General features: G+C 73.1%; 40 protein-coding genes and 1 pseudogene. 6 read left to right on the top strand and 35 right to left on the bottom strand.

The features are described from left to right. Window positions 1-423: 423 nt before the first annotated feature. From O7629_RS00690 to deoC, 19 genes and pseudogenes are all read right to left on the bottom strand, one after another. Complete coding sequence (locus tag O7629_RS00690; RefSeq protein WP_278166992.1) at window positions 424-726, bottom strand: hypothetical protein; 303 nt, start codon at window positions 724-726, stop codon at window positions 424-426. Next, complete coding sequence (locus O7629_RS00685; RefSeq protein ID WP_278166990.1) at window positions 723-1,529, bottom strand: hypothetical protein; 807 nt, start codon at window positions 1,527-1,529, stop codon at window positions 723-725. Before O7629_RS00685 ends, O7629_RS00690 begins: the two co-directional genes overlap by 4 nt. Then, window positions 1,522-2,679: a hypothetical protein gene (locus O7629_RS00680; RefSeq protein WP_278166989.1), complete on the bottom strand. Its 1,158-nt coding sequence runs from the start codon at window positions 2,677-2,679 to the stop codon at window positions 1,522-1,524. Before O7629_RS00680 ends, O7629_RS00685 begins: the two co-directional genes overlap by 8 nt. A gap of 118 nt (window positions 2,680-2,797) precedes the next feature. After that, complete coding sequence (locus O7629_RS00675) at window positions 2,798-3,118, bottom strand: hypothetical protein (RefSeq protein ID WP_278166988.1); 321 nt, start codon at window positions 3,116-3,118, stop codon at window positions 2,798-2,800. Continuing rightward, window positions 3,119-3,427, bottom strand: coding sequence for a hypothetical protein (locus tag O7629_RS00670; protein ID WP_278166987.1), 309 nt, complete (start codon window positions 3,425-3,427; stop codon window positions 3,119-3,121). Further along, complete coding sequence (locus O7629_RS00665; protein WP_278166986.1) at window positions 3,420-3,647, bottom strand: hypothetical protein; 228 nt, start codon at window positions 3,645-3,647, stop codon at window positions 3,420-3,422. Before O7629_RS00665 ends, O7629_RS00670 begins: the two co-directional genes overlap by 8 nt. Further along, on the bottom strand, window positions 3,640-4,035 hold the full coding sequence (locus tag O7629_RS00660; RefSeq protein ID WP_278166985.1) for a hypothetical protein: 396 nt from the start codon (window positions 4,033-4,035) through the stop codon (window positions 3,640-3,642). Before O7629_RS00660 ends, O7629_RS00665 begins: the two co-directional genes overlap by 8 nt. Beyond that, window positions 4,025-4,258, bottom strand: coding sequence for a hypothetical protein (locus O7629_RS00655; RefSeq protein WP_278166984.1), 234 nt, complete (start codon window positions 4,256-4,258; stop codon window positions 4,025-4,027). The genes O7629_RS00660 and O7629_RS00655 overlap by 11 nt, the downstream gene beginning before the upstream one ends. Further along, window positions 4,255-4,521 carry a DUF6011 domain-containing protein gene (locus O7629_RS00650; RefSeq protein ID WP_278166983.1) on the bottom strand — a complete coding sequence of 89 codons (267 nt, stop codon included), beginning with the start codon at window positions 4,519-4,521 and terminating at the stop codon, window positions 4,255-4,257. Before O7629_RS00650 ends, O7629_RS00655 begins: the two co-directional genes overlap by 4 nt. Further along, window positions 4,518-5,009, bottom strand: a complete 492-nt coding sequence (locus O7629_RS00645) for a hypothetical protein (protein WP_278166982.1) — start codon at window positions 5,007-5,009, stop codon at window positions 4,518-4,520. Before O7629_RS00645 ends, O7629_RS00650 begins: the two co-directional genes overlap by 4 nt. Further along, window positions 5,006-5,923: a hypothetical protein gene (locus O7629_RS00640; RefSeq protein ID WP_278166981.1), complete on the bottom strand. Its 918-nt coding sequence runs from the start codon at window positions 5,921-5,923 to the stop codon at window positions 5,006-5,008. The genes O7629_RS00645 and O7629_RS00640 overlap by 4 nt, the downstream gene beginning before the upstream one ends. Then, on the bottom strand, window positions 5,920-6,234 hold the full coding sequence (locus O7629_RS00635; protein WP_278166980.1) for a hypothetical protein: 315 nt from the start codon (window positions 6,232-6,234) through the stop codon (window positions 5,920-5,922). Before O7629_RS00635 ends, O7629_RS00640 begins: the two co-directional genes overlap by 4 nt. Continuing rightward, complete coding sequence (locus O7629_RS00630) at window positions 6,231-6,650, bottom strand: hypothetical protein (protein ID WP_278166979.1); 420 nt, start codon at window positions 6,648-6,650, stop codon at window positions 6,231-6,233. Before O7629_RS00630 ends, O7629_RS00635 begins: the two co-directional genes overlap by 4 nt. Next, the gene (locus O7629_RS00625) at window positions 6,647-7,087 is read right to left on the bottom strand and encodes a hypothetical protein (protein ID WP_278166978.1); all 441 of its coding nucleotides are present in this window, start codon (window positions 7,085-7,087) and stop codon (window positions 6,647-6,649) included. Before O7629_RS00625 ends, O7629_RS00630 begins: the two co-directional genes overlap by 4 nt. Next, the gene (locus tag O7629_RS00620) at window positions 7,084-7,335 is read right to left on the bottom strand and encodes a hypothetical protein (protein ID WP_278166977.1); all 252 of its coding nucleotides are present in this window, start codon (window positions 7,333-7,335) and stop codon (window positions 7,084-7,086) included. Before O7629_RS00620 ends, O7629_RS00625 begins: the two co-directional genes overlap by 4 nt. Then, window positions 7,332-8,027 carry a hypothetical protein gene (locus tag O7629_RS00615; protein WP_278166976.1) on the bottom strand — a complete coding sequence of 232 codons (696 nt, stop codon included), beginning with the start codon at window positions 8,025-8,027 and terminating at the stop codon, window positions 7,332-7,334. The genes O7629_RS00620 and O7629_RS00615 overlap by 4 nt, the downstream gene beginning before the upstream one ends. Beyond that, window positions 8,024-9,532: a hypothetical protein gene (locus O7629_RS00610; protein WP_278166975.1), complete on the bottom strand. Its 1,509-nt coding sequence runs from the start codon at window positions 9,530-9,532 to the stop codon at window positions 8,024-8,026. Before O7629_RS00610 ends, O7629_RS00615 begins: the two co-directional genes overlap by 4 nt. A 111-nt stretch (window positions 9,533-9,643) precedes the next feature. Further along, window positions 9,644-10,114 (bottom strand): annotated as a pseudogene (locus O7629_RS00605) (aldehyde dehydrogenase family protein); the annotation flags it as partial. A gap of 5 nt (window positions 10,115-10,119) precedes the next feature. Beyond that, window positions 10,120-11,085, bottom strand: coding sequence for a deoxyribose-phosphate aldolase (deoC, locus tag O7629_RS00600; protein WP_278166973.1), 966 nt, complete (start codon window positions 11,083-11,085; stop codon window positions 10,120-10,122). A 142-nt stretch (window positions 11,086-11,227) separates the two neighbouring features. Between deoC and O7629_RS00595 the strand changes: the two genes are divergently transcribed. Next, window positions 11,228-12,529, top strand: coding sequence for a glycosyltransferase (locus O7629_RS00595; protein WP_278166972.1), 1,302 nt, complete (start codon window positions 11,228-11,230; stop codon window positions 12,527-12,529). A 454-nt stretch (window positions 12,530-12,983) separates the two neighbouring features. Here O7629_RS00595 and O7629_RS00590 read toward each other — a convergent pair whose 3' ends face one another. Together O7629_RS00590 and O7629_RS00585 are read right to left on the bottom strand one after the other, a co-directional pair. Next, the gene (locus tag O7629_RS00590) at window positions 12,984-13,322 is read right to left on the bottom strand and encodes a hypothetical protein (RefSeq protein WP_278166971.1); all 339 of its coding nucleotides are present in this window, start codon (window positions 13,320-13,322) and stop codon (window positions 12,984-12,986) included. 5 nt (window positions 13,323-13,327) lie between these two features. Then, the gene (locus O7629_RS00585; protein ID WP_278166970.1) at window positions 13,328-14,092 is read right to left on the bottom strand and encodes a GntR family transcriptional regulator; all 765 of its coding nucleotides are present in this window, start codon (window positions 14,090-14,092) and stop codon (window positions 13,328-13,330) included. Between the two features lie 237 nt (window positions 14,093-14,329). Here O7629_RS00585 and O7629_RS00580 point away from each other — a divergent pair, with 237 nt between their 5' ends. The 5 genes from O7629_RS00580 to O7629_RS00560 all read left to right on the top strand — a co-directional run bounded on the left by O7629_RS00580 (window position 14,330) and on the right by O7629_RS00560 (window position 15,970). Then, entirely contained in the window at window positions 14,330-14,503 is a 174-nt protein-coding gene (locus O7629_RS00580; protein WP_278166968.1) for a hypothetical protein, read from the top strand. Then, window positions 14,500-14,781 (top strand): hypothetical protein, encoded by a 282-nt coding sequence (locus O7629_RS00575; protein WP_278166967.1) that lies wholly within the window; start codon window positions 14,500-14,502, stop codon window positions 14,779-14,781. Before O7629_RS00580 ends, O7629_RS00575 begins: the two co-directional genes overlap by 4 nt. Further along, window positions 14,778-14,969 carry a hypothetical protein gene (locus tag O7629_RS00570; RefSeq protein ID WP_278166965.1) on the top strand — a complete coding sequence of 64 codons (192 nt, stop codon included), beginning with the start codon at window positions 14,778-14,780 and terminating at the stop codon, window positions 14,967-14,969. Before O7629_RS00575 ends, O7629_RS00570 begins: the two co-directional genes overlap by 4 nt. Window positions 14,970-15,159: 190 nt before the next feature. Then, window positions 15,160-15,369: a hypothetical protein gene (locus O7629_RS00565; protein WP_278166964.1), complete on the top strand. Its 210-nt coding sequence runs from the start codon at window positions 15,160-15,162 to the stop codon at window positions 15,367-15,369. Window positions 15,370-15,544: 175 nt separating this feature from the next. Then, window positions 15,545-15,970 (top strand): hypothetical protein, encoded by a 426-nt coding sequence (locus O7629_RS00560; protein WP_278166963.1) that lies wholly within the window; start codon window positions 15,545-15,547, stop codon window positions 15,968-15,970. A 58-nt stretch (window positions 15,971-16,028) separates the two neighbouring features. Here O7629_RS00560 and O7629_RS00555 read toward each other — a convergent pair whose 3' ends face one another. From O7629_RS00555 to O7629_RS00490, 14 genes are all read right to left on the bottom strand, one after another. Continuing rightward, window positions 16,029-16,295, bottom strand: a complete 267-nt coding sequence (locus O7629_RS00555; protein ID WP_278127510.1) for a hypothetical protein — start codon at window positions 16,293-16,295, stop codon at window positions 16,029-16,031. Window positions 16,296-16,297: 2 nt separating this feature from the next. After that, complete coding sequence (locus O7629_RS00550; protein WP_278127511.1) at window positions 16,298-16,597, bottom strand: hypothetical protein; 300 nt, start codon at window positions 16,595-16,597, stop codon at window positions 16,298-16,300. A gap of 25 nt (window positions 16,598-16,622) precedes the next feature. Continuing rightward, the gene (locus O7629_RS00545; RefSeq protein WP_278127512.1) at window positions 16,623-17,117 is read right to left on the bottom strand and encodes a hypothetical protein; all 495 of its coding nucleotides are present in this window, start codon (window positions 17,115-17,117) and stop codon (window positions 16,623-16,625) included. Continuing rightward, complete coding sequence (locus O7629_RS00540) at window positions 17,117-17,977, bottom strand: peptidoglycan recognition family protein (RefSeq protein ID WP_278166962.1); 861 nt, start codon at window positions 17,975-17,977, stop codon at window positions 17,117-17,119. The genes O7629_RS00545 and O7629_RS00540 overlap by 1 nt, the downstream gene beginning before the upstream one ends. A 117-nt stretch (window positions 17,978-18,094) precedes the next feature. Beyond that, window positions 18,095-18,583, bottom strand: a complete 489-nt coding sequence (locus O7629_RS00535) for a hypothetical protein (RefSeq protein ID WP_278127514.1) — start codon at window positions 18,581-18,583, stop codon at window positions 18,095-18,097. Beyond that, on the bottom strand, window positions 18,580-21,237 hold the full coding sequence (locus tag O7629_RS00530) for a hypothetical protein (protein WP_278127515.1): 2,658 nt from the start codon (window positions 21,235-21,237) through the stop codon (window positions 18,580-18,582). The genes O7629_RS00535 and O7629_RS00530 overlap by 4 nt, the downstream gene beginning before the upstream one ends. Then, window positions 21,234-23,282: a phage tail tape measure protein gene (locus tag O7629_RS00525; RefSeq protein WP_278166999.1), complete on the bottom strand. Its 2,049-nt coding sequence runs from the start codon at window positions 23,280-23,282 to the stop codon at window positions 21,234-21,236. The genes O7629_RS00530 and O7629_RS00525 overlap by 4 nt, the downstream gene beginning before the upstream one ends. After that, complete coding sequence (locus tag O7629_RS00520) at window positions 23,227-23,559, bottom strand: DUF4035 domain-containing protein (RefSeq protein WP_278166998.1); 333 nt, start codon at window positions 23,557-23,559, stop codon at window positions 23,227-23,229. Before O7629_RS00520 ends, O7629_RS00525 begins: the two co-directional genes overlap by 56 nt. Window positions 23,560-23,600: 41 nt before the next feature. Beyond that, window positions 23,601-23,996, bottom strand: coding sequence for a hypothetical protein (locus O7629_RS00515; protein ID WP_278148128.1), 396 nt, complete (start codon window positions 23,994-23,996; stop codon window positions 23,601-23,603). A 6-nt stretch (window positions 23,997-24,002) separates the two neighbouring features. Further along, window positions 24,003-24,440, bottom strand: a complete 438-nt coding sequence (locus O7629_RS00510) for a phage tail tube protein (RefSeq protein WP_278148127.1) — start codon at window positions 24,438-24,440, stop codon at window positions 24,003-24,005. Between the two features lie 4 nt (window positions 24,441-24,444). Beyond that, the gene (locus tag O7629_RS00505; protein WP_278148126.1) at window positions 24,445-25,614 is read right to left on the bottom strand and encodes a DUF4082 domain-containing protein; all 1,170 of its coding nucleotides are present in this window, start codon (window positions 25,612-25,614) and stop codon (window positions 24,445-24,447) included. Next, on the bottom strand, window positions 25,614-25,988 hold the full coding sequence (locus O7629_RS00500; RefSeq protein WP_278167006.1) for an HK97-gp10 family putative phage morphogenesis protein: 375 nt from the start codon (window positions 25,986-25,988) through the stop codon (window positions 25,614-25,616). The genes O7629_RS00505 and O7629_RS00500 overlap by 1 nt, the downstream gene beginning before the upstream one ends. Continuing rightward, window positions 25,978-26,304, bottom strand: a complete 327-nt coding sequence (locus tag O7629_RS00495; RefSeq protein ID WP_278167005.1) for a hypothetical protein — start codon at window positions 26,302-26,304, stop codon at window positions 25,978-25,980. The genes O7629_RS00500 and O7629_RS00495 overlap by 11 nt, the downstream gene beginning before the upstream one ends. 45 nt (window positions 26,305-26,349) lie before the next feature. After that, window positions 26,350-26,770, bottom strand: a 421-nt coding sequence (locus tag O7629_RS00490) for a histone-like nucleoid-structuring protein Lsr2 (protein WP_278167004.1), incomplete at its 5' end; no start/stop codon positions are given.

Here is a 26,770-nt window from a genome sequence, read left to right as displayed (position 1 = left end):
CCGCCCCGGGGGCACCCCCCACCCCTACCGTCACCGTCAGTGACAATCAGGCCAGGATGGGCGCCTCGATCCGGCCGCCGCCTCGTCGGCCGCGCCGCGTTGCTCGCTGCCGCGCCCTGCTGCCCGGTCCGATGCGCGTGACACCGCGAGCACACCCCGCGAAGGTTGTGGTCGCCGTGATCCTCCGGGTCGCCGATGTGGTCGACCTCGGTGGACTGTGCGCCCCTGCAATGCGTGCGCAACGTGCACGTGCGGTCGCGGCGCAGGATCCGCGGGACGATCCGGGTCCGCCACCCCCGGGGCAACGGGGCGGTACGCCACTGGCTGGGGGTCTTGCGGGGGCGGGGATCCATCACGCCGCACTTCCCGATCGTGGGCAGACTCCTGGCGCTGCACCAATGATGAGATTGGAACGCGATCTTGTCAAAGTGCCCTCCGTCGCCCTGGCCGGCCCGCGCGTCCGGTATGTGCCTCGACGTTCAACAACTGCTCAGCCTGATAGCCGTACACCCGGCCACGGCGTGCCGGCGGGTCGACGTGAGGGAACGCGGCCGCGTCGGGCGGGCAGGCCGGGCAGTCCGCCGGATCGGCACCGGCGACATGCCCGGCAGCACGGGACCTGCGCACCCAATCACCCAGGCAGTGGCGGGCCACCTGCAGCTGCAGCACGGCGTACGAGGTGGTCCACCACTGCCGGCCCTGCCCGTCGACGACCACCCCGCTCACCGTACGGTCCGCCGATCCGACCAGCCGCCATGCCCGGCCGCCGCCGAACCGGTCACCGGCCGCCCTTGCCGGGCGACCCGGTCCGCGATCGCCACCGCCTGCGCCAGCGTTGGCAGCTCCGCCCGAGTCCAGACGTGGGCGAGGCCCTGACGGCGGTCCCGCCGCAGACACCCGCACCCGGCACCCGCGCACCGGCAGGCCCGTCGGACACACGAGATGGTCCACAGCGACTTGTCCGCGCCCGGGTGGGCCAGCTGCAGCGACGGCGACCCGCAGGCCGGGCAGCGCCACGCCACCGGCCGCACCGGCTCTGCCACCACCCCGGCCGCCTGCCGGGCGGACGCGACGGCGGTCGCCAGCTCGTCGACGAGCCAGCTGAGTCGTCGGCGGTCGCGTAGCTCGTCGACGACCGCCGGCCGGCCCGGCCCGGCCTCGTCGAGCCAGGACAGCACCTGGTCGACGTCGGGCCCGCCGACCCAGCTGGCGTGCTGCCAGGCGGCCACCCGGTGCGCGATGTCCAGCACCCGCCGGCGTACGGAGGCCTGCGCGTCGACCACCGTGACCGAGGCGGCCGCCGGCGACGGGGGCAGAGCCGACAGGCCACGGGAGATGTTCCACTGCCGGTACGCGCGATCCGCCCGGCCCTGCGCCTCCAGCCGCTCCGCCTGGGCGTCATCGACCGGCCGGCCCGGCCGGCGCTCCCGGCCCGGCTCGACCAGCAGGGCCAGCCACGAGTAGGCCTCCCGCAGCGCCTCGATCTGCCCGCGCACCGCGTCCGGCGTCGGGTCGGTCTGGTTAGCCACCGGTGGGTTCCTCTCCGGGCGGACGGGTGGGCACCGACCCGGCGGGCCAGCGGTAGTCCGGTGGGCCGGGGTCGGGGATCGCTGGGTGGTCGGCTGGTGGTGGTGCGGTTGGTCTGGCAGGTCCGCGGCTGCGTCGGTGGTAGATGTCCGGGTACTCCTGGGACCTCACTGGCTGGCCGGTCCAGGCTGCGGCGGGCGGGGGTGGCGGTGCTGATGAGCGCGGTGGCCCGCCCCGACCCAGCCCGGACCCTTCCGGGCGCTGTTCCCTCATCGGGCCGTCGCTGGTCGGTGCTGGTGTTGGGTGCAGTGGTGGCGTGTGATCGTCGTTCGCATCACTGTCGGGACCGGTGATCGGTTCGTCATCGCGATCACTGGTCGGTTTTTGTTCGTGTTCGTGGTTCGTCGTTGATTGGTCGCTGATCGGTCGGTGATCCGCCGGGGCGGCCGGGATGGCGCTGGCCGGCGGCGGGTCGAGCACGACGGGGCCGCGCGCGTGCCACGCGGCGGCCTCCTCCGGGGTGGGCGGGGGCAGCAGCACCATGTCCGCCTCGTCGGGCGTCCTGTGCCCCTTGGACTCGTTGCACCGGCCACACGCCACGACGAGGTTGCGTCCCTCGGGGCCGGCCGGCGCGTCTGGGTCGACGTGGTCGTACTGCAGACGCTTGCGTGCGTCCTTCGCGCGGCCGCTCTTGGGGTTAAGTGGCCCGCTGTGGCAGAAGCGGCAGCAGCCGCCGTCGCGGCCGTACACCAGTGCCTTCAGCCTGCTGTCGCGCAAATCAGCCTTCTGCGCGCGGTTGCGGTTGTACTCCTTGCGCGACGGGTTCCGCTTTGAGAACGCATGGACGCGGTAGGCGTAGCCGTCGATCCACACGCCGTCGCCGAGGCACTCGCACTCATCACCACGCCGGTGGAGCAAGGGCGGCCGGTCCAGCACCGCCGTCGCCAGCAGCGCCAGGACCTTGGGCCGGCCCCGGCACTGAGTCAACGCGGCCTGCTCGGTGAGGTAGCCGTCCGCGAGCACGCCGGCGGTCGTGCTCTTGCATCGGACGTACGCGGACTGCAGCCGGTCCGCCATGTCGACGTTCCCTGCGCTGAGCACATCCCACACCGGCCAGTTCGGGAAGGCGTCGTCTTCGAGCCAGTAGGGCATTACCGCCCCCCGTAGATGATCATCAACGTCTATGGATTCCTGTGGATGCGATGCGGCCCGGCCCGCCGTTTCGGCAGGCCGGGCCACGGAGAACAGCAGCTGGGCAAGGGCGATGGACTCAGTCGGGCGGCGGGTCGTCGGCAGACGCCTCGGCCAGTTGCCGCCGCCAGCCCTCGGCCACGGCGAGCAGCAGGAACGGCCCGCCAAGTTGCCCGCCGCACCTGTCGAGGATCTGCTGGCATAGCCGGATAAGGGCGGTCCGCTGCTCAGTCAGGCGGGCGACCTGCGCGCGCAGCGCCTCCACCTCGTTGGCGGCGGCCGCCGTGCCGGGCATCACCGGCACCGGCACGCCGACCCGGCGGAGCGCCTGAACGGCGTCGCAGGCGAGGCGGCCGAGCTCGGCCCGGACCGCCGCCTCCACATCCTGCTGACTCGTCACTCAGCCCACTCCCGTCTCGATGTCGTCCAGTCGCACCGGCTGCGCGCCGGCGCAGGCCTCGCACAGCGAGCCCGGCTCGCCGACGTGCGGCCGGTAGCAGCCCGCGCAGGACACCAGTTCGTCCAGCACCGGCGGCCGGGCCGGCCGAGGCCCGGCGGTCGCCTGCGGTGGGTCCGGGACCGGTTCGCCGGCGAGCGCCCGCCGCACCAGCGCGGCACCACGGTGGGCACGCTCGGCGGCCTCGGCCGGTGTCCGGGCCCGCCGGGCGGCCAAGTCCTGCTGCACACGCCGGAGGTCGCGGTTACGCACCGCCGCCTCCGGTCAGGTGGTAGCGGCCGTGCCAGGAGTACCGGCCCTTGCTGATGAGCTGCGGATCGACCGGTGCTGGCTTGCCAGCCTTGGTGGTCGGCACGACGAGGAGGCCGATCAGCCCTAGGTGGTCGCGGACCCTGATGAGGTGGTCCCACGTGCTGTGCACCCAGACCTCAGTCCCCAGCTCCTGTCGCGCGGGCTTGGTCGGGTCACCCATCGGTCACCTGCGTCAGCAGGATCTGCGCGACCCGGGCAGCGCGGTCACACGCCGTCGCCCAGCGCCACGCGTGGCCGGTGACGGTGTGCTCGTCGCCGGACGGAGTGATCACCGTGGCGTGCCACCGCCAGCGCCGGCCGAGCCAACCCGCGCGCTCGACGCCCGTCGACGCCACGGCGGCCGCCGGCGACGCTGGCGCCGGTTCGGCGACGGCCGGCCGGGCCACCGGCTTGACGGGGGCGGGCCGGACCGGTGCCGGCGTCCGGAGGGCGGGCCGCCGGGCCTGGCCGAGTGACCTGCGGACGTCGTCCGGGTAGACGGCCTGACCCGGCCGGGCAGCCATCGCGGCCCGGTACGCCGTCTCGAACTCGTCATCCTCAATCGGCATCTCGTTCTCCCAAGATCGCGGCGTCCCGAGCCGCCGCAGCGGCGGCGAGGACCGGGGACACCGGGGTGGTTGGCAGGGTGATCGGGTGGTGCGCGTCGCCCGGCTCGCCGAGCAGCCCGCACACGACACAGACCCGGCGGCCACGGTGGTCCGCCGGCAGATCTCGTGTGGCCTGGTGGAGGTGCGGCGGTACCCGCGACCGGGCCGGGGTGCGGCGGGTCACCGGGATGCCTCCTCGATGACGCCGGCCGGGTCGACGAGCGTTGGTCCGTCGTGGCCGGCGTCGCGGCCGCCACGCACCCGCACCGGGTCGGGGAGCACCGAGGCGGCCGCCGCCTGTTCCTGGCGGCGGGCCTCGGCCCGCCGGCGCCGCCAGCACAGCGATCCGACCCGACGCGCCCGCGCTTTGGGGTCGGTGAGCGGCGTCGCGCAGTCCAGGCACAGCACCGGAGGCAGGTCCGGCCGGGCCGGCGGGCGCGCGGTCACGCCAGTCCCTGGGCTCTGAGCCGCAGCATCCGGTCCGCCTCGGCCGTCAGCAGGGCGGCGGCACGCACGAGGTCGGCGACGCGGTCACCGTGCTCCGGATAGCCATCGACGTACGGCCAGTCGAGCCAGGTCGACTCCGGATCGGCCCACCAGCACGCCATCTGCCACAGCTGGCCGGACGTGCGCTGGTCATCGTGGACGGCGTCGTACCGCTTGCGTTCGATCTGCCGGAGCCGTTCCTCCGCGACGCGCAGCAGGGCCGGCGACTGGCAGGACCGGGGCGCGGCCTCCGGCACCATCCGGGCCCGCAGCACATCGCGGACCCGACCAGCGGCGGCGACCGCCCGCGACCAGCGGCTCTCACCCGCTGCTGCGGCGTCCGCCGACTCGATCGCGGCCGCCAGGTCGACCAGCAACTCCGGTGACTCGAGCGCCGTCCGGGTCTCCGGCGGCACCCGCCACAGCGCCGGCTGGGTCTGCCCGGTCACTGGCTGACTCCCCGAACCGGTGAGGCGGCCATCCGGCGCAGCGTGTCGACGATCCAGTCGACTTCCTCCACCGGGCCGCCCGGCGGCCGCGACTGGTCGACCACGCCGGCCGACCCGATGTGTCCGCACCACTGGCTGTACTGGTGGCTCATCGCCCGCAGACGCGGCAGGTAGATCAGCCGCGTCCCCGGCCGGGGTGGCTGGACTCCGGCGTCCCGCAGGTCCCAGTCCAGGGCGGAGACCTCCCACTCCGACCAGGCCACGACCCGCCGACCGGTCACCCAGGCCGCCACGCCCGGCGCGGCGGCCTCGACGAGCCGGCCGCCGGCCGGCAGGTCCCGCTTGCGTTTCGGCCGCCGGTCCGGGATCAACGTGATGTGCAGCCGGTCCACCGCCGGATCGGCGAGCGACACGACGACGAGTTCGGCGACGGCGGTCCGCTTCACCGTCTGCCCCGGCCCGGCGGGGGCCAGGTCGATCGACCGGGTCGCCACCACCATGGCGGTCGGGTCAGCGAGTGCCTCGGCGGCCCAGGCGGAGGCCTCGGACCGCTGCTGGGCGCGCCAGGCGCGGACTTGGTCGTAGCGGTCCTCGGCGTCGCAGGCCGGGCACCGGTGCGCGCCACGGCCGTTCGACGGCAGCGGCCCGCCGGCGTCCCACCCGCACACCTCGCAGTGCCGGGGGTAGACGCGGCTGGCCTCGGCCGCCGCCCGCTGCCGGGCGGTCAGCGGCCGCATCGCCACGGTGTCGGCGACCGTGAACAGGTGCGTGGTGTCCTTGCCGCGGCTGTAGCGGAGGATGCCGGCCGGGGCCTGGTCGGGTGCGGGCTTGCGGCGCATCCGGCGCAGCATCGTCACCGTGGCCAGGCCGTCCGGGATCTCCCGCACGCCGTACACCGGCAGGTTGGCCGTCATCGGCTCACCTCTGTCTGTGTCTGGGGTGATGGCCAGCAGTGCGGGCACCAGGCCGCGCGGTAGCGCTCGGCGACCACGGCGGCCGCGAGCACCTGGCCCTGCTCCCGCTCGGCGGAGCTGACGAACCGGCCGCACACCGTCCGGCGCTGCTTGTCGTCGGTCGTCGGCCGGATCTTGTGGGCGGTGACACCGGCACGGGCGACCGCGATCCACACCTGTGCGCGTGCGCCGGCCGCGCCGGCGAGCTCCGCCGGTGGGGCCGGGGCCCGGGTGGCCGCACGGCGCGGCCACCCGGGCGTACCGGCGGTCACCACGACCCGCCCCGGGCCGTCGACCTGGCCACGTGCTGCGCGAACCACGGATTGACGCCTGCTGTGGCTGGGTTCGCGGCGGCCCACTGGCCGGTGCCGTCGTCCGGCGGCTCCGCCCGGCGCCGGCCCGTGTCCACGACGGGCACCGGAGCCGAGCGGTACACCCCGCCAGCGGGCGCCGTACGTCCGGTCACGGGCTCCGGCCAGCGTTCGCCGTCGACCGGCTCCGGCCACGGCAGGGCTGAGGCGGGCAGGTCCTGCGTCAGCTCGACGCGCAGCGCCGACAACTCCCCGGTGTGCATGTCCCAGCCCTCGTGCCGGTCCTCGGCGGCGGCGGTGCTGAGGAGGCCCCGGCGCACGGCGGCCGCGAGCGCGGCGACCACCAGGCAGGCTGCCGCGACGATCAGCAGAATCATTGCTGCTGTCCTCTCTGCTCGGTCTGGTCGTGGGCGGTGGTGCTGGGGCGGGCGAGGTCCAGGGCGTCGCGGACGTCGCGGGTCAGGCCCGCCACGCGGGCGGCACGGGCCCAGGGGTCGCCCCGGCCCGCACCGGCCACGGTGACCGCGATCAGCGCCACCACCGCGCCGATCACCGCGCTGACCGGTACCGACACCGCCACGGTGATCGCGACGACCGCCCAGGTCGACAGGTCGTGATGGCGCGGCCGGACGGCGAGGGCGGCGGTCACGGACGCCCAGTGCTCGTTCAGGCGGCGGGTCCGCCGGCGGCGCACCACCACGGCGGCCCGGAGCGCGCCCGCGAACAGCAGCAGCGCGGCCGCCAGCCACAGCGGGTGGATCGGCGCCGTCCACCATCCGGACCCGGCCCAGAAATGCGAGGCGAACACCTTCATCGGCGCGCACCTCCCGCCGGCTGGTGCTCGTCGAGCAGCGCGGCCAGGCGGTCGTGCCACGCCCGGTCGGCAGCGGCCCGCCGCGCCTGCCGGGCCGCCACCCGGGCCGCCCGATCAGCCCGCCGGGCGGCGGCCGCACGGCGTGCCCGACCGGCCAGCACCCGCACCGCGTGCCCGCCAGCGACGATCAGCGCCATGATCAGCAGCCCGCCGGCCTCGGGCAGCGCGGCTGCGATCCCCGTGGTCACCGGCGATCACCGCCCAGGGCGGTCCGGATCGCGCCGAGCACCAGGCCGGCCGTGTCCGGGGTCTCCCACATGCCCCACAGGGCTTGGCGGAGGCAGGCCGGGAGCAGTCCGCGGCTGCCCAGGCTGCAGGCCAGGGACAGAAGGTGGTGCTGGGCGTCGGTGATGTCGTCGCCCAGGGCGTCATCCAGTGCGGCCAGGTGCAGGGCGTTCCATCCGACGACGCCGGGTGAGGTGATGCGTCGGGTCACGGCCGGGTGGTCGAGCAGGCCGGCGCCGGCCAGCAGTTCGACGGCGGCGGCCTCGCACGGGTCGGTTGCCTCGGCCAGCAGCGCGGCGGTGACGTCGGCCGGCTGGCCCGGTGCCGGGGTGGCCGGGGGGCGTGGCGGGTCCTGCGCCAGCGGTGCCGGGCCGGCGGCCCGGCCGGCGGCGTGCGCCCGCGCCAGGAGGCCGATCACGACCTGCACGGTCGCGGTCTCCCAGCTGGCCAGCCAGGCGAGCACCCGGTGGTCCAGGTCGCCCAGCTCGACGCCGGCGTCGACGGCGGCGGCGATCAGGGCTGCCCGGCGCGTGCCCTCGGCCGTGCCGTCACCGGGCCGGATGCGGCCGGTGGTGTGCAGTTCGGCCAGTTGCCGGGGCAGTGGCGCGGCCAACGCCTCGTCCTCGCTGTTGTACGGTCCGATCTTGGCGGTCACAGGTCACCCCCGGTCGGCTGTGCCGGCACCACCACGGCGGCGGTTCCCCGCGCAGGCGGGGCCGGCTGGTCGGCGGGGTCGGCGTCGTTGTAGACGTACATCTCGATCGACAGCGGCGCGGACGACCCGCCGAGGTCATCGGCCGGACCGCCGCCGGTCAGCAGCTCGGCGACCAGGCGCTCACCGACCGGGACCACGTCGGAGCCGAGCTCGGCGGCGAACGCCTGCAGACCGGCGAGGTTGGCGGCGCGGCCGGTCACCTGCAGCCGGTCGACCGGCAGGATCGACGGGTCCCGCTCGGCGGCCGCGACCAGGGCGCGCAGCCCGTCCAGCATCAGCTGACGGCGGGTCCGCACACGCAGCGCCTCGGCAGCGGCGGCCACCGTCTCCTCGTCGACCAGCGGCACCAGGTCGTCGGCGTGGTGCTCGGCGTACTCCGGGCCGGCCAGGAGCACCCCGACCAGTCCGGCGGCGCCAACCTCGACGGCGCGGACCTCGACACCGGGCACGTCGTCCCGGCCGGTCGCCACCCACATCCCCGGCCGCAGCTCGGTGGCACGCACCGACGGAATCGCGTCGTCTGGGGCCCGGCCGGCGTCGACGGCGGTGACGTTCGCAGCTGCGAGCACCGCCAGGCGCGGCCACGCGCCGGCCGGCACGTCGGCCAGGTCAACTCCCTCGGCGGAGATCTCGCCGCACCGCACCCGCTCCGGAGCGCCGACCAGCCCGGTGTCCAGCCCGCCGGTCCGGGCCTGTTCCGTCACCACGTCCTCGTGCCCGGCGCAAACCCAGATGGTGCCCGCGTACGTCCGTGGGCCGGTCCAGCGCAGCGGGTGTGGCTGCGTCGCCACACCGGCCACCGCCGGCCGGCCGCACCGCTGGACGACGTCGACGGCGACGTCAGCGGCCGGGGACACCGGCACGTCCTCCGGCGAGTCGGCGGTGGTGGCGCCGGCGATGTGCTCGTCCAGCAGCGCCAGCGCCGGAGCCATGCTGTCGAATCCGTCCACGGCCAGCCCGCAGAGGCACCTGGCGCCGCAGCCGGCCGGGCCGGACCAGCCGCCCGCCACCCCGTGCCCGCCGGCGTCACCGGCCGGGTCGGGGTCGGGGGTCGGGTCGACCGGTGCGGTCTCCGGACCGGGGCCGGTGCCCGCCGCCGCCCGCTGCAGCGCCTGGTGCTCCGGTCCGCCGTCGGGGGTGAGCACCGAGTCGGCGGCGACCCGCCAGATCTCGCCGCACACCGCCGCCGTCGGGATGATCGGCGCGAACACATCGACCACGAGGCCGGCGGCGCGCAGGCCGGCGGTGGCCTGGTCGACGTGCGCATCGCACGTCGAGACGGTGCCGGCGTACGCCCCGGTCCGGATCACACCCGGGCGGATCGGGGTCGGCTGGCCGGAGTCGTCGTTGGTGGTGGCCACCACGGTGTTGACGGCCGGCTGGCCGCAGATGTCGGACCTGGTCGGTACGGTGTCCGGTTGGTTTTCGGTACTCTCGTGTTCCACGTCGACCTCTCACGTCGATGGTTGGGATGGGTGGCCCTTGCCGATGTCGCGGCGAGGGCCGCTGCCGTTTGTGGATGGGGTGCGTGCGCCGGCCCTCCCCGGCACGGCGCACGGGATGACCTGGCCGGCGACGCCGAGCGGGCGCGGGTCCGGGCCGAAACCGGCGTACGGCAGCTTGTCGGCCCAGCCGGCGTAGTAGAAGAAGTGCGCCGACGCCAGCGGCAGGTCGACGTCACGGGACTCGCGGATCGGTTTGCCGTTGTCCAGCGACTCGAGCACGGCCAGCTCGCGGCTGCGTTCGGCGAGCGCCCGGGCGATCCGGAACAGGTACTTGGCCCGGTCGCGGCCGGGCATCGGACCCCAGACCCGCTGGTACGCCGTACGCGCGGCGGCCACCGCCCGGTCGACGTCGCCGGGGCCGGCCTCGGCGACCTCGGCGAGGACCTCCTCGGTGGCCGGGTTGACGGTCTTGCGGGCCCCGCCGTCGGTCGGGTCGACGAACTCGCCGTCGATGAACAGGCCGTACGAGTCGCGGATGGTGACGACCGAGCGGGACTCGGGTGCCGGTGCGTAGTCGAACACGCTGATCAGTCCAGGGTGACGTAGTCGGGACCGGAGTAGACCCCGGTGTGCAGCTTCGACCGCTGCATCAGCAGGTCGTTGAGCAGGGTGGAAGCGCCGAACCGGAACAGGTCGGGGGTGAGCCACTCGTCGCCGGCGGTCTCGTTGACCAGCACCAGGTACTTGATCGCGTCCTTGGTGGTGCGGATGCCGCCGGCCGGCTTGACGCCGATCCGCCGCCCGGTGGCGGCGTAGAAGTCCCGTACCGCCTCCAGCATGATCAGGGTGACGGGCAGGGTCGCGGCGACCGGCACCTTGCCGGTGGAGGTCTTGATGAAGTCGCCGCCGGCCAGCATCGCCAGCCAGGAGGCGCGGCGCACGTTGTCGTAGGTGGCCAGCTCCCCGGTCTCCAGGATGACCTTGAGATGGGCGTCGCCGCAGGCCTGCTTGACCGCGACGATCTCGGCGTACACCTGCTCGTAGCGGCCGGCGAGGAACGCCCCCCGGTTGATCACCATGTCGATCTCGTCGGCGCCGGCGGCGACTGCCGCCCGGGTGTCGGCCAGCTTCACCTCCAGCGGCGCCTGCCCGGACGGGAAGGCGGTGGCCACGCTGGCCAGGTGCACGCCGGAGCCGGTGAGCGCCTCGGCGGCGGTCGGCACCATCGACGGGTAGACGCAGACCGCGGCGACCGGTGGGCAGTCCGGGTCGGTCGGGTCGGGGCGGCGGGCCTTGGCGCACAACGCGCGTACCTTGCCGGGGGTGTCGGCGCCTTCGAGGGTGGTCAGATCGACCATCCGGACGGCCAGGTCGATCGCCCACGCCTTGGCCGTCGTCTTGATCGACCGGGTGCCGAGCGTCGCGGCCCGCTGCCGCGCGCCGACCTCATCGACGCCGGGCAGCCCGTGCAGGAAGCTACGCAGGGTTGCCGCGTTCCGCCCCACCTCGGCCAGATCGTGGCGCGCGGGTGCCGGGGTGCTCACCGCTGCCATGCCGCGAGTCCTGTCATGCCCGCGAGTCTACGTCGCCAGCGAGTTCACGATCTTGGCCGTCGGCTGATCGGACGAGCAGACTTAACGGCGCTGTTGGCCTACCGTTACATCATGTTGGCCCCGGTGACCCACCGTGCCTGACGTGCGAGCAGTGCACTTCACCGACACGTACCTGCCCCGCCGCGACGGGGTGGTCACCTCGCTGCGGACTCTCGCGGCGGCGTCGGCCGCCGCCGGGCATCCCGGCCTGATCGTGGTGCCCCGGCACCCGGACCAGCCGACCGAGGCGGACGTGCTGCGGCTACGTGCGCTGCCCTGCGGAGTCGCCGACCTGCGGTTGTCGCCGTGGCTGCTGCGCGGCGCCGCCGCCACCGGCACCATCGCCGAGATCGCCGCCCACGCCCCGGACGTGGTGCACGTGCACACCCCCGGACCGGTCGGGCTGCTCGGCGTCCTCACCGCCCGCCGGCTCGGTCTGCCGCTGGTCCAGACCTACCACACCGACCTGCACGCGTACGCCGACGCGTACCGGGTGCCGGCCCGTGCGCTCAGCGCCGGCGTCCGGCTGTACGCCCGCCGGCTCGGCGTACCCCGCCCGGCGGCGGCACCGGCCGGCCACGCCCGTGACCACCGGCCGATGGCCAGCGGCGCCGTCGCCCGCCGCCGGGCCGCCATGGACGCCACCAACACCCTGCTGCTCGGCGGCGCCGACGCGGTGGTGGTGCCGACCCGGGCGGTGCTGGACCGAATCCACCTGCCGGTGCCCGCCGACCGGGTGCACCTGGTGCCGACCGGGGTCGCGGCCCGCCGCACCACCGCCGACGAGATCAACGCCTTCCGGTACGGCCACGGCATCACGCCCAGCGACCGGGTGGTCCTCTACGTGGGTCGGATCAACCGGGAGAAGGGCATCGACCTGCTGATCACCGCGTTCGAGCGGGTGCTGGTCGGCTGCCCGACCGCCCGGCTGGTGCTGGTCGGTGCCCTGTACGAGCCGCGCTGGCTGGCCGCGCTGCTGCGCACCATCGACCCTCGGGTGGCTGCCCGGATCACCCTCACCGGCCAGCAGGGTCCGGAGGTGGTGGCTGCGGCGTACGGGGCCGCCGAGGTGTTCGCGTTCGCCTCGCAGACCGACACCCAGGCATTGGTCCTGCAGGAAGCCGGCCTGGCCGGGGTGCCGGTGGTACTTGTCGACCGGGCGTTGCACGCGCACGGCGCGCTTGCCGGCGCCGCACTGCGCACCGAGCCGCAGCCGGGTGCGCTGGCCGGCGGGGTGCTGCGGCTGCTGCTCGACCCGGACACGGCCCGCCGGCAGGCGGCCGCGGCGGCGGCCCGCTGCGCCGAACACACCCCGGCCCGCTACGCCGAGGCGATCCGTGAGGTGTATGCGTCGGCCGCCGGGCTGGCGAGTAGGTTCAACGACCGTGGACGTACTCGTCGTTGATCAGTCGTCAACCATGACTGAGGGGCACCTAACTGGATGATCATCCGGTCGGACAGACGTATGACCCTCGCGTCCTGCTGGCTGGGATCCCGGCCGATCACCCGAGGTCAATGCCGTAGCGATCCACTTACGGTGAGATCTTCAAACGGGGACTCCACTGCCGGAGGCGCATCACCGATGATGCTCGAACGACTGTCCACACCGATTATCGCCGCCGCCGCGCTCGCGGCTGGCGTCGCGGCACACGCCGCGATCTCCCGCACCCGCAGCCGCGCCGTGGCACGCGCGTACGCGGATGGGTTCATGGACCGGCACCGCCTTGACCGGCACCGCCTTGGCCGGCCCGTCGTCCGATCTGGAGACTGAGCCGGGGCGGGGGGCGGGGGTGGGGCTGAACCCCTCATCGAGGACCCCCCCCCCCCCCGGCTCAATGTCAACTTTAGATCACTAGCAGTTACGTTGGGCCGGTGTGTGCAGGAGCTGCACCACAGTGCCGGGCGAGCGCCGCTGCGGCGGCCCGACCAGTGGAGAACGGGCCGAGCCGGTCTGACTCGTCCAGCCGTGCGGCTGTCCACCCGCCGAGCAGCCGCCCCGGCTCCGACCACAGGTACCCGAGCAGCACGCCGTCGCACGCCGCCACCCACCTGGTGGCCCGTTGGTCGACGGGCGCGTACCGCAGCCCTGGATGGGACATCACGGTGTCCAGCGCGGCAGCCGCCAGCATCTCAGCCTCGGCCTCGTCGACCGCCGTAGCGGCCGCGGTCAGCTTTTCCAACGCCTGGACCCGGTCCATGATGGTCACCTCTCGCCCCGTATCGGCAGATCGTCGTACACGTACGTCACCCGGCGGGCATCCGACACCACCTGCAACGCCTCCAGCGGCCGGCCGGTGACGTCTCGCGTCGTGCGCCACAGCTCAAGCACCCAGCCCACCGCCGCCAAGCCCAGGTCCGATTGCTCGGCCAACGCAGCAGGCCGCGCCGACAGCTCCTCGCTCGCGGTCGCCGGCCGCATGCCGGCAGCGGCCAACGCGGCGTACACGCCGCCGACCACCTTGCCCTGCCCGGCGAGCGCCGTGCCCGCCACCAGGTCACGCGGCATCCACGACTCATGCAGCTGGACGACACGGCCGTCCATCAAGTGGCGACGGCGGCGCAGCACCATTGAGGCGCCGGCAGGCAGAGCCAGCCGCGCGGCTACGCCGGGTGGTGCAGGTATGGCCTCCTCGACCGATACGACTTCCACCGACCCGTCGATGCCCTGGTCGGCGCAGGCGGTCTCCCACGGGCCGAGGTTCGCCCGAGTGCGGGCGGGGTCGGCGACGGCTGCGTACCGCGCCAGCGCCAGCCGCACCGGTGGCGCCGCGACTCGCGTTCCTGCGGCCCGGGCCGACTCGAGTACGCCGGCGGCGCGCAGTTCGGCCAGTGCCCGACGCACCGTCTCCCGTGACACGCCGTACCGCTCTGCCAGGGCGTGCTCGGTCGGGATCTGGGCGCCGGGCGCGTACTCGCCCGCCGCGATCGCCTCGCGGAGGTCCGCTGCGATCTCCCGATAGCCCGCCATGTGGCCCAGTTTAGGCGTACGCAAAGCCTTGACGTCGCGTCGTTACTGCGGTCACACTCAGTCCAACGCTTTGCGTACGCAAAGATGGGCGGGCCGCTCAGCCGCCCAGCCGGCCCGGTCCTGATCGGCATCCAGCGCGCGGATCCGCGGGGCCGGGCCACCCCGGATCGGCGGCGGTCCGGCCGGGTTCCCCCGTGCTCGCCGGGCCGCCGCCCCGCTGACTCGAGGAGCGCGAAGATGATCGGGAAGTGGTTCCTCCGCGACGCAGGCGTGGTCGACGTCGTCCGTCCGGTGCCCGGCCGCCGCCGGTGGGTCGACCAGCCCGCCCGGCCGACCGACACCCGGCCTGCGACCCGCACCGACCGTGCCGACCAGCGCGGCGGCAACGGCGGCCGCACCATCCTGCCGTGACCGGCACGTCCAGACCGGCCGCCCCGGCCGTCGAGCCGGCACACACCCCGCACCGGCCGACGTGGGACTGCGTCGTGTGCCCGGACGGTACGCCCTGGCCGTGTTCGCCGGCCCGCGTCCAGCTGGCGGAGGCGTACGCCAGCGAACCGCTCGCGCTGTCGGTCGACATCGGCGAGATGCTGACCGTCGCGGCTCGCGAGGCGGGTATCACCGACCCTGCCGAGCTGCACGAGCGGTTCGTGGCGTGGACCTGGATCGACGGGAGTCCAACGCGGTGACCGCGATGGACGACGGGCCGATCACCGATCAGGACATCGACGACGCGGCGGCCGGCGCCGTGCACGCACACGCCGCCGGCCACCGCTGTCACACCGACTGCCCCGGCACCGAGGACTGCCCGCAGCTGGTGTGGGCCCGTACCCGCCGGGCCATCGCCAAGTACCGCCTGGTGCGGCGATCCATATGACCGGGCCGATGGACGACGCCACGGCGGCGCGAATACTGGCCATCCACCACGGCCCGCCACCACCGGTCTGGCCACGATGCCCGGAGTGCGAGCCCGAGGGGTGCCCCGACCTGATCCGCGCGGTGCAGTGGCGCGCGGACCGACGGGATGAGCTGGACGATGCCGGCGTGGCCGACCATCCGCTGCTGTCGTGGCGGTGGCCACGCCGGACCACCCTGCTCTCAAGGCCATGGCGGTGCACCGTGCCGTCACGGCCGTGATCGTCGTCCGGGTCTACGGTCGGAGCGGGCAGCTGCTCTGCCTGGACGTGACCGCCGCCGCGCCGGGGGTGTGGCTGCGCGCCCAGACCGGTGAGCCGTGGTGGCCGGCGCGCTGGCGTGTCGTGGTGGAGTGGGCCTAGCCACGAGCATGCGGCGGTGCACCCGAGTCTCATCCCCGTAACGGTGGGTGTCGCCTGCCCGACGGTCCGATGGCGTGCTGCGGCCGCCGCTGGCACCGTGATCGCGCCCGCCCGTACCCCGACGGCCCCGCCCCGGCCGGCGACGGCGGGGCCCCACGAGAACCGAGGAGACGACGTGCGTAACAGAATGTTGGTGGCCGCGATCGTGGCGGCCGCCGTCACCGCTCTGGGCTGCGGTGCCGGCTCTGACGAGGACGCGGCCACGCCGGCCCCGACGTCGGCACCGGCGGACGACAGCCTTGCCTCCGCCGCTGCGGCCGCCGGGATCCCGCCTACCCCATCGCCTGAAGATTGGGCTGCCTACATCAGCGCGCTGAAGGACATCAACCCGGACATCGTCGGAGACAAGGACGAGAAGACGATCATCGACCGTGGCCGGAGCCAGTGCCAGTCAATCGGCAACGGCGAGGCAGACGAGGCAAAGCTCGTCCAGCTCACGAACTTGCGATTTTCGGCGCCGGGGTATCCGGACGGGTTCGGGGAGGAGACCGCCACCCAGATCCTGGCTGTGGTGCGGCAGTACATCTGTCCAGACTTCTGAGACATGGCGGAGCGGCCCCGCACCGGACTCGGTGCGGGGCCGCTGCTGTGTACGGAGGTCAGCGTCCAGGCGGGACCTCGTGTCGGGGTGCGGACGCCAGCCACGGCGCGTACCGCCGCATCCAGGCGTCGACGCCGGGGATGGCCATGACTCGGGTGATGGCGCCGGTGACCGCGACGACGCCGGCGACGGCCGGCACGGTGTCGATTCCGGCCTCGGTCGCGGCGAGCGGGATCAGCGGCAGCGCGGCGATCGCCGCGGCGACGGCCGTCCGGAGGGTGGCCCGCCACGGGTGGCGGGACTGGGTGGTGACAGGACTGGCCATGGTCATCGCTCCTCGTCGGTCGCGTCGACGGCCGCGCGGACAAGGCAGTCCTTCGCCTCGACCGCCCGGCGAATCGCGGTGGTCAGCTCCGGACCGTCCGGGAGGTCCGCGACGAGGTCGAGCACCGCGCTGCCGATGCGGGCAGATACGGCGGCCAGCGGTGGCGGCAGGTGCGACCAGGCAAGGTGCCGGGCGATCTGGACGGTCGACCGGTGTCGGCCGGTCAGCGCGGCCTCGATGCCGGCGCGGGTGCCGGCCGCCGCCTGCAGCGGATCGGCTGGATCGGTCGGGGTCTGTGGCACGAGGGTCTCCTATCTTTCACCGGCTCTATGCCGGCGATGGGCGGGCAAGGTGCAACTGTGCGGTCAGGTCCTCGACCTGGCCGCGCAGCTGCAGGATCGTGGCGTCGCGGGCGGCCAGGACCTCACGAAGCCGGTCCCGGTCGCCTTGGGTCCGGCGTAGCTCGTCGGCCAGGCCCGCCTCAGCGGTCGCCAGTTGCGCCAGCCGTGACTCCAGGTCGGTCACCCGCTGGCGAAGCCTCTCCTCTTCAGCACTGGTGAGCCGCAACGCCTCACGCAGGTCGGTGATCTGGCTCCGGGCCCGGTCCAGCGCGTCTCGCAGGTCACTTGTCAGCTGCTGGTAGACGTCCTGGCTGATCCGGGTCGTCTCGGCCTGCAGGTGCTTCGCCTGGGCGGCGGCGTGCTGGGCCTGGGCCTGGCGGAGCCGGCGGCCGACCATTGCGCCGGCGGCCGGCCCGCCGACCGCGGCGCCGAGCACCGCCGCGCCGGCGCCGACCAGCGCGGTGAGTAGGCCTGGGTCCATCAGTTGGTGGCGAGCAGCGCCCGGCCGAGCGCGGCGGCGCGCTCCTCGCCGAGGACCGCGACCAGGGCGGTCGCCGCTTCCTCCGGTGGCCGGGCGGCGAGCCCGGTCAGCACCCCGGCGATGATGGCGTCCTCGTCGACCCAGTCCCGGCCGAGCGCCTCCCGCACCTCCACCCGCAGGGTTGCGACGTCACGAACCGCTCTCGCGGCATCAGCGGCGGCACCACGGGCCGCCGTGTGCAGCGCCGGCCCATCCTTGGGGTAAATCCAGCCGTTGACCGCGATAGCGATCCTGCGGAGGTCTTCCTCACTGATCACGTCATCTCCTTCGACGATTTGCTTCGCCCTGGCCACGATCGCCGGCTTCTGGGCAACGATCGCCGGCCCCGGGCATTGGCTGTGTCCCCAGTCGTATCCGTTCTCGGCGCCCATGCTGTGGTGGCCGAGACCGCGGCCGTCAGGGGACGACGCGATCTGCAGCCGCACACCGTGCTCGGTGTGGGCACGGGCCAACAGCTGGGCGTTCGACTCCAGTTGCGGCGGGGTCAGCGGGTCCGGCAGGAAGCCTTCGTTCTCGATGCTGAGCCAGGTGCGGTTGCCGGCCCGCTGGGTCCATGCCCGGATGTCGGTGTCGACCATCTGTGCGATCCGGCCGTCCTTGGCCACGATGAAGTGCGACGACACCCGCGACGCCGGGTTGCGCTGCCAGGTGATGGTGCCGTCGAAGTATCCGGCGGCGATGTGCACCACGACGCCGTGATGCGCGTCCAGGCGGTCCGCCGGCTCGTCGGGTTTGCCGGTGCCGTTGCCGCTGTTCACGGTAGGGCCACGCCAGGTGGCGAGGTCTGTCCATCTGGCCAATTCAGGACACCTCCGGGAAGTCGTCGTCCCAGCCTGCTGCGTAGGCGAGCAGCCCGCCGACCAGGCCGACCAGCGCGGCGGCGGCGAGCACGATGAGCAGAGCCATGTCATTCCTCTCTACAGTGGCCGGCGGTAGTGGACATACAGCGCCGATGCCGCCTGGTTGGTGCCGGATTGCACGTCGAGCGGGGTGGCCGTGGCCTGCCGGACACGGACCTCCACGTAGTCGCCGGTCTCCATGCGCAGCAGCGGCGCGTGCGCCACCGACAGTGCCGTGTCCGACGTCGCCGGCCAGATGACTTCCCGCGAGCCGAGGACCGACACGCCGTTGAGCCACAGCCAGGCCAGGCGTCGGTCGGCGACGTACGGCTCCCACATGATGTGGCCGGAGACCTCGTACCAGCCGTCGACCTGGCACGTGTATCGGGTCGGCTCGCCGGAGTCCCAGCCGCCGTGCGTGTCCAGCTCCGCCACGTCCCATTCGACGCTCGTATCAGTGGACGCCAGGATCTCCTGCGCGGACGACATCCGCAGGACGGCGGCCGGCGGGTCGACCAGGGTCGCCAGGTCGTCGCCGGTGACGATCTGGCCGTCGGCGATGGTCATCGGGCGAGCCTCCACGGCGCTACGGGCCGGACCGGTGATCCGGCCAGGATGGTCTTGACCACGCCGTTGACCGGGGTGGCCGCGATGGTGAACGTCTGCCGGCCCGGCTCGAACAGTTCGGCGTCGTCGATGTAGGTCAGCACCCCCGACGTCGGGGTGCCGGTCAACCGGACCCGACCGGAGACCCGCGCCGCCGACGCCGGCGGGGACGAGGTCGCGGTGAGCTGGGTCCACGTGTCGGCGATGACGCCGGCCGTCACCGTGGTGGTGCCCAGCAGACCGCCGCCGTCGTCATACCACAGGATCTGCATGTCGATGACACGCGTCGACGCGCACCGCACCCACGCCGACCAGGTCCACGCGTACGCGCCGTCCAGGGCGTGCACCGGGATGACATCGGTGGCGGCGATCGCCTCGGCGCTGACCCCGTCGGGAGTCAGCAGCAGCGACGCCGACCCGGTGTGCGCCTGCGCGGTCGACCGGCCGACGGTGCCGCCGGTGCCGGACCAGCCCGACGCGTCAACCTCGAACGTTCCGTTGGGGTTGACGGGACCGGCCTGGGCGCAGCTGGTGGCGGTCAACCGCACCCCGGACACCAGCACCTCCATCGGGTAGTCCGGCGGCCGGACGGTCCACAGCGATCGGTTCCCGGCGGCTCTCGCCACCGGCAGCGCCGTGTCGACCCCGGCGTCGACGTCGGCGGTGGTCACCGATCCGCGGGTGCCCGTGCGGGTCGTTGACGCCAGCACACCGACCCGGTACAGCGCGGCGGGGCTCGTCGACCACGTGATCCGCAGCGACGACAGGTCGAACTCCTCCGCGTAGCCCTCGACGATCTGCTCGACCGGGTCCGGCGGCAGCCCGAACGCGTCCAGGCCCTGCAGCTGGACCAGGTCACCGACGTCGACGGCGGCGGCCGCGTCGCGGGCGGTGTCGTCCCACGCCAGCGACGTCAGATCCACCGGGATCTGCGGGAACCGGGTCTCGTCGATCGTGCCGGCCGACAGCATCCACCACGCCGCCGACTCCAGCTCGGCCGCGTCGGCGACGTTGCGGTCCAGCTCGACCGGCATCCGGCCGACCCCGTCCGGATCGTCCGTCGGATCCTGCACGTTCAGCGCACCTGTCTCCTGGACGATGCGTGTCTCGGCGCCGGCCGTGCTCCGCAGGGTGACGTCGTTGACGATCAGCTTGTCGTCGTCGACCGGCGTCAACGGGGACGCCAGCCGACCGGACCCGTGCGCCAGCACCAACGGCGTCTGGTTGTACAGGGTGGACCGCAGCCGCATCACCAGCGCCCGGGTGCCGCGCGCCTCGGTGAGGATCGCGTCGTCCGCGTCCGCGCACTCCTGCAGCAACTCCAGCACCGACAACCGCCGCTGCGGACCCATCGGCGCCGACGACGCGGCGTCACCGATCAGCGAGGAGCCGGGCACCGACTCCTCGGCGCAGAGCCGCTCGAACCGGTCCCCGGCGGTCTCGCCGGCGTGGCCGGTGGCAGCTGACACGGTGTCCGAGGTGCCCGGGACCGGTGACCAGATCGCGACGTGCCCCAGCGACGGCATCAGGTCGTCGCCGTTCTCCCGCTCACGCGGGTTGAGCACCCACTCCGTGACCTGCCCTACCGTGCCGGCAAGCGTGTCGCTGAAGCTGGCGACGGTCGCGGCCAGCAGGCCGTCCACCCAGACTCGGATCCGGATGTTGCCGCCGTCCTGGTCACCGTCGACCCGGTAGTGGTGCGGCAGCCCGTCGGCGATCGTGAACGCGGCCCAGCCCGACCCGAAGCTGGTCAACGCCCGACCATAGAAGACGGTGAGACCCTCAGGAGCGACGTTGGCCTCGTAGCGCATCGTCTCCTCGGACGGATGATCCGTGAACGCGTCGGTCGTCTCCCACCAGATCGGCGTCCGGGAGTCGGCCTGGTCCCGGGGCTGGGTCATCACCCACTCGACACGCCACCCGGACCCGCCCGCCGGCTGAGGCACCAGGCCCCGCAGGGTGCCGCCCCGGGACAGATCCACCACCGGCGCGGACCCCGGCCCGACATCACCGGTGCCGAACTCCGGCAGCCCGGCCGGAGGGATCGGCTCACCAGTGTTCGGCGCCTCGAACCGGGAGTAGCCGAACGGCCGCGCCGGCGGGCACCCGGGGATCGGTGACCGGGCCAGCGGCGCCCCCGCCGGATCCTCCAACGGCCAGTAGCCGGCCGGCCCGGTCGCCGGGATCGCACGCCGCAACGCGGACTGCAGCGGCGCGGCCGACACCGTGTGCCGCAGCCCGTACGCGGTGACCTCCACCCACCGCACCGACGCGGTCAGATCCCACTGCGCCGGCCACTCCAGCACATCGCCGACGAACCGCACCGGCGCGGTGGTCAGCTGCGGCACGGTGACCCGGATCGGCACCCGCCGACCGATCACCCCGAACAGATCCGAGCGCGGATTGCGCCGCGAATAGCGGCCCACCACGCCCGCCGCGACCCGCGACGCACCGTTGTTGATCATCAAAGTGCAGGTCGCCGCATCCGGCTCGCCGCCCTCGTTCTGCGTGCCCCGGGTGATCCGCACCTTCCGCTTGTTGAACACATCCGCCGAGATGTCATGCCACTCGCCGGCGTAGAACAGCTCAGTGACCGGCGTGAAACGGGTGCTCACCGGGCACCCCGCTGCCCGAACGCCAACTGCACGTTCCCGCGACCCTTGACCCGCACCAGCTCCCGGATGATCTCCAACAACAGGGCCATCAGTCGGCTGCCGTCGCCCTCGAACAGGACCGTCGTGTCCCCGCCGCCACCGTCCAGGTCGCGGGCACCGCGCGGCAACGGCACCACCGCCTCGTCGTACCGGCCCTCACCGATCACCGCCAGCCGGCCACCCGGCGTCGCCGGCACGATCCCACCATCGGCCAGGTACGGGATGTTCGGCGTCGACAGGGTCACCGACGGGATGTCCAGGCCGAGGACCGACCCACCACCCAACGTCAGCGAGAAGTTGTTCCACCGGGCGATCAGCCAGTTCAGGGCAGTGCGGAACGCCGTCTTCAGCCCGTCGAACATGCCCCGCGCGCCGCGCGACAATTTGCCGGGGAGTCCTTTGAAGAATGCAACGAACCGGTCGATCCTCGACTGGATCTCGTTCCACATCGCGACCGCGATCCGGCCGACACCCTTCCAAAAGCCGGAGAAGATGCCCCACCACGTCTTAAACAAGGCGATAAAGAACTTCCCGATCGTGATCCAAACGGTGGAGAAGACCGTCCACCACAGCTTGGCGAGGGTGATCACGGTATCGAACAGCCACGTCCAGCCCGTGACGATCCAGTCGACCGCCCACTTCACGACCGCCACGATCGCCGTCCAGATGACCGACCACAGGTCCTGGAACCACGTCGTCTGCGTCGCGATCCACACGATCACTGCGACCAACAGAGCGACACCGGCGATGATCAGCAGGACGGGGCCGAGGGTCGTCGCCATCACGATGCCCCACGCGGTCTGCACCGCCGTCCAAATCTTGACCGCGATAACAACGAGCGCGATCGCCGTAGCGAGAATGCCGAGGCCGGTCGCCAACGGCACCACCCAGTCCGAGTTTTTCTGCAGCCAGCCGAAGGTGGCTTCGATGTACGGCACGGCATCGGCCAGCGTGGTGACCAGGGCCAGTTCGGCCTTCCGGCGGAAGTTGTCGAGTCGCTGGCTGGCCGAGCCCTCCAGCGCGGCACCGGCCGAGTCGCTCGCCCCGGCCACGGTCTCCAGGCCGTCACCCACCGACGCCATCGACTGCAGAAACTGCGGGATGTCCGACTTGTTGAGGTCCTCCAACGGCGCGCCGAACAGCGCGATCGCCTGCTCTGCCTGGCTGGTCGGGTCCTTGATGGACGCCAGTCCGCCGACGATCTTCTGAAACGCGGCCTGGGCGCGGTCACCACCGGCCAACAGGTCGTTCGACATCTTGTGCGCGTCGAGCCCGATCGACTCGTACGCGGTCTTCGTCGAGTCGGACATCTCGGTGGCCAGGAGCGTCATCTCTTTGATGGCGTCGCCGGTCTTGTCCAGACCCCACTTGCCCTTGGTCGCGGCGTCGGTCAGCAGCGCGAACGTCTGCTCACCGCTGAACCCGACCGCACGGAAGAACTGGCTGTACTCGTCGGCGACCTCCAACACGTCCGGCACCAGTGCCTCCGGTACGCGCCGGCTCGCCGCGGTGATGAGGTCCAGGGCGTGCGTCGCGTCCCGCGCCAGCCCGGACCCGATCAACGTGGAGGCGTACTGCGCGGCCGCTGCGACGTCGACGCCCCACGCCGTCGCGTACGCCTGGGTCCGTACGGTCAGGTCCTCCAGCTTCGCGGCGTCCCCGTCCGGCACCAGTCCGGACGACAGCACGGCCCTGGTCGCGGCCATCGCGTCGGCAGCGCTGGCCGCGAAGCCTCTCCCGTAGACCTCGCCGGCGACATCACCCACCTTCGCCGCGAGCACCGGATCACCCAGCCGGGCCTCCAGCTGTGCGCGGGCCCGGTCCAGGTCCATCGCGCCGGCGATGCCGACGGCGAGGGTGGCGCCGATCGCGACCGCGCCGATCGCAGCGGACTTCTTGACCGCCTGCCACGTCCGGTTGAACGTCGACCGGATCGCTTTGGTGCCTTTCTCAACGCCGCCGGCGTCGACGCCGATCTTGACCATGAGGTCCGCCAGAGTCGCCACCCGGGTCACCTCCTCGACGTGTACGGCCGCCCATCTGGGCGTTGAGTTGTTTGATCAGCCGCAGGTGGTCGTGCTCGTCCTGCGGGCCGGCGGCCGCCTCCGGGCGGTCCCATTCCGGAATGAAGTCCTCCGGCCGGTACCGCTTCCCGCGTTTGCCCCGGTTCGAGTTCGCGATGGTCGACGCCACGATGGCGGCCTGGATGTCGCCGCGGGCCGGGCCGAGCGGCCCGGTCACCCGCTCGTACGCCATCCACCCGGCGACCTCGCGCGAGTCCATCGCCGCGAGCATCACCCCGACCGGCATGCCCAGGGCGAGCGCTAGTCGGTAGCGGAACTGTCGCTCTGGGCGCTGTCGAAATCCGCCGTGAGCTCGTCGACGTCGTCGTCGGACAGGCCCGCGATCCGCTGGCATGCGTCGTAGATCCGGTCCAACGGCTTCGCGTTCTTCCGCGACAAGGCGGCGATGTCGTCCTCGGTGAACATCTTCCGCCCGGTGCCGTCGACCGCACACAACACGATCAGCTTCGCGCGGGCGTTGCGCATGTTGACCTTGCGGTCCCGGCCCCGCTGCTGCAGCAGCGACTGCTCGAAGCTGTCCCGCTCGGCACCACTGATGCTGCGGATGCGGACGGTGCCGCCCCACTCCGGCACGGGCACCTCGTCGAAGGTGCGGTCGGACGCGCCGAGGATCTGGTCACGGCTCAGGAAAGTCATCGGTCGTCAGCTCCCGGTCGGGGTGAGGGTCGGCTTGCCGCTGATCTTGACGGTCAGACTGCGGCCCATCTTGTCGTCGTACGGGAACTCGTCGCCCAGCTCGGTGAGGATGCCGGCGAGGTCCCACGTGTGTTCGTCTGCCGTGTCCGGCAGGATCACGATCTGGTAGTTCCGCGGCTGGTCGTCGTCGAAGTCGTCGTCCAGGTCGTGCGTCGCCTCGGTCGGGTCGTAGTTGATCTCAAGGCTGACCTCGCCGCCGTCCTTGAGGCTGCCGACGAACTGCATCCACCCGTCCGGGCTGTCGTGGGCGGTGACGTCGATCGTCTCCCGCGTCCGCGCCGGCCCGGAAATGCTGGTCACGTTGGCGATGGCGGTGAACGCCTCGGTCGGCGTGGCACCGTCCCCGCGCTTGAACTGGGTGCCGAACGCGTCAAGTCCAGACACGCTGCTACTCCTCTACCTGCGATGTGATGATCCGGAACCGGATCACGTGATGACGCACCTGCGGGTCCGTGGTCGGCACCGCCTGGTCGAACTCGTTGCGGATCGACACCACCCGGTGCCCGGTCACCGTCAGCTCACGCGGCCGGTGATCCAGCAGCACCCCGATCCGCCGGGCGATCGCCTGCCCATCGGCGTTACCCCGCGCCTCGGTCCACACGTGCACGGTGACGGTGATGTTCCGGCCGAACCCGCCATGGTCGTTGTCCGGGATGGACAGGTGGTCACCGATCCGCACGTACGGCTTCACCGCCGGCTCGGGGACCTGGTCCCACACGCCGGTGACCATGCCCATCAGCGTGTTGTCGCCGGTCAGCCGGGCGTGGATCGCGGCCTGCACCGGGTGGATCGGCGACTGCGACCCGTCCCCGGGTGCGGCCTGCACGTCGACGGCGGCCGCCGCGTACCCGGACAGCCCACCGGCGTCGGTGACCCGGGCCAGGATCGCCTTCACGCCAAACGTGGCGTAGGCGTGCGTGAGGATCGGGGTCGACCCGGACGTGGTGGTGCCGTCGCCCCAGTCGACCCGGTAGGTGGCGTCGTCCAGGCCGTCCGGGTCGGTCGCGGTGATCGTCACCTCGACCTGCAGACCGTCCGACGCCACGTCCACCGCGGTGATCGTCGGCGCCGTCCCCGACGCCACACCCAGGTCGTACGCGACGTCGACGCCGTACCAGTTCCCGACCGACAGCGACGGGAACGATCCCGGGTTTTCGTTGTAGACACCGTTCGGCACCGCAGCGCTGGACAGCGTCGTCACGGCACCGTCGGCCGACACCACGGCGTCGTCCAGGGCGTCGACGAGTACCCCGTAATTCCCACCTGTCGGGTAGGACACCACGTACTGTTCGCCGGCGAGGCGCTCCACCGGTGACGACAGTTCGTGCGTCGACCAGCCCACCGGGAGACTGGTCGGCATCACCGCCGAGGCGAGGAGCACCCCGCTCGTGGTCCAGATCTTGCCGACCCGGCCGGGGTAGTCGATCTCGTTCTCGCCGGCCCACACCCGCACGTGCGTCAGGGTGATCGGCTCGTTCGCCTGCTGCCTGCTGCCGAGCTCGTAGTCTTCCGGGTCGGCGGCCTCCTGCGGGTCGGCGCCGGACCAGCCGACCGCCATCAGCGGGCCAGCTTCCGCAGCGACACGCCCGTCTCCTTCTTCACCCTGCGCGGGAACCGCCGCCGGGCCCGCTCGGCGGCCGGCTGCGCGAACGGCTGTTCCGGGGTGTCCTCGGTGCCGTGCTCGACGAACGTCGCATGCCGTGCCGTGGCCACCGCCCGGCCGGTCAGCCCGCCGGCGTCGATCTCCTCCTGCACCGACTCGGCCAGGGCGCCGGTGTCCCGGGGCGCGCCCTCACGCATGTCGTCGGCCGTCTCCCGCGTCTCCCCGATAACCGCCCGCCGGGCACCCTCCTGCACCGCTGCCGGCATCCGGTCCAGGCGGCGGCCGAGCAGATCCATCCCGGCGACCGACACCGTCGTGTCACGCGCCACCCGCATCCCCCTCCAGATCTGGTGACTCGAGTTCAGCGGCCGCGGACCGCAGCGCCAGCGCCAGCACCCGGCGCAGCAGACCGCCGTCGACGGACGCTGCCACCTCGTCGCGGTCGACGGTCACCGTGCCGATCTCGGTCTCCGCCGACCCGCCGATCCGGATGTAGACCGGCAACGACACCGACGCCATCAGCGGCGGCCCGGTCTGGGCGACGTCAGGTGGCGGCGGATAGCGGCCAGGTCGGCGGCGATGGCCAGCAGCGACCACGCCACCGACCCGGCCGGGTCCGACCCGTTCGCGCACTCCTCCGCCCATGCACGCGCCTGGCCGGGCTCGACCTGCGGCCGCCGGTGCGGCGGGCTATCCACTGTGCGCCTGCCGGTACGCGTCGACCAGGTCGGCCGGGATCTTCCCCCGCCGGGGCACCGGCAGACCCTGCCCGGTGGCCCACGCCCGGATCTTGGCCCGGTCGGCGGCGGTCAGCTCCGACCCGGCCAGGTCCGGGGCGGCCGGCTCGGCGGCGGCCGCCTCGTCCCGGGTGCCGTCGTCGGTTGCCGGGTCGGGCTGGCCGGCACCGGCCGGGCCTGGCTCCGGCGGTGTGCCGACCGCGTACGCGTCAGGGTCGTGGCGCAGCACCTCGTCGACCCGGTCCACCGCGTCGGCCACCTCGGCGGGCAGGCCGTCGCGGTGGCCGACGGCAGCCTCGACCAGGGTGGCCGCGACCGCCGCCAGGTGGTCCCGCATCAGCAGCACCGTCCGGGCGTACGCGCGGACCCGGTCC

Source organism: Solwaraspora sp. WMMD792, from assembly GCF_029626105.1.
In the GTDB taxonomy this organism is placed as follows: Bacteria; Actinomycetota; Actinomycetes; order Mycobacteriales; family Micromonosporaceae; genus Micromonospora_E.
Note: the sequence above shows the minus strand (reverse complement) of the source record. Positions and strands in the feature narration are given on the sequence as shown.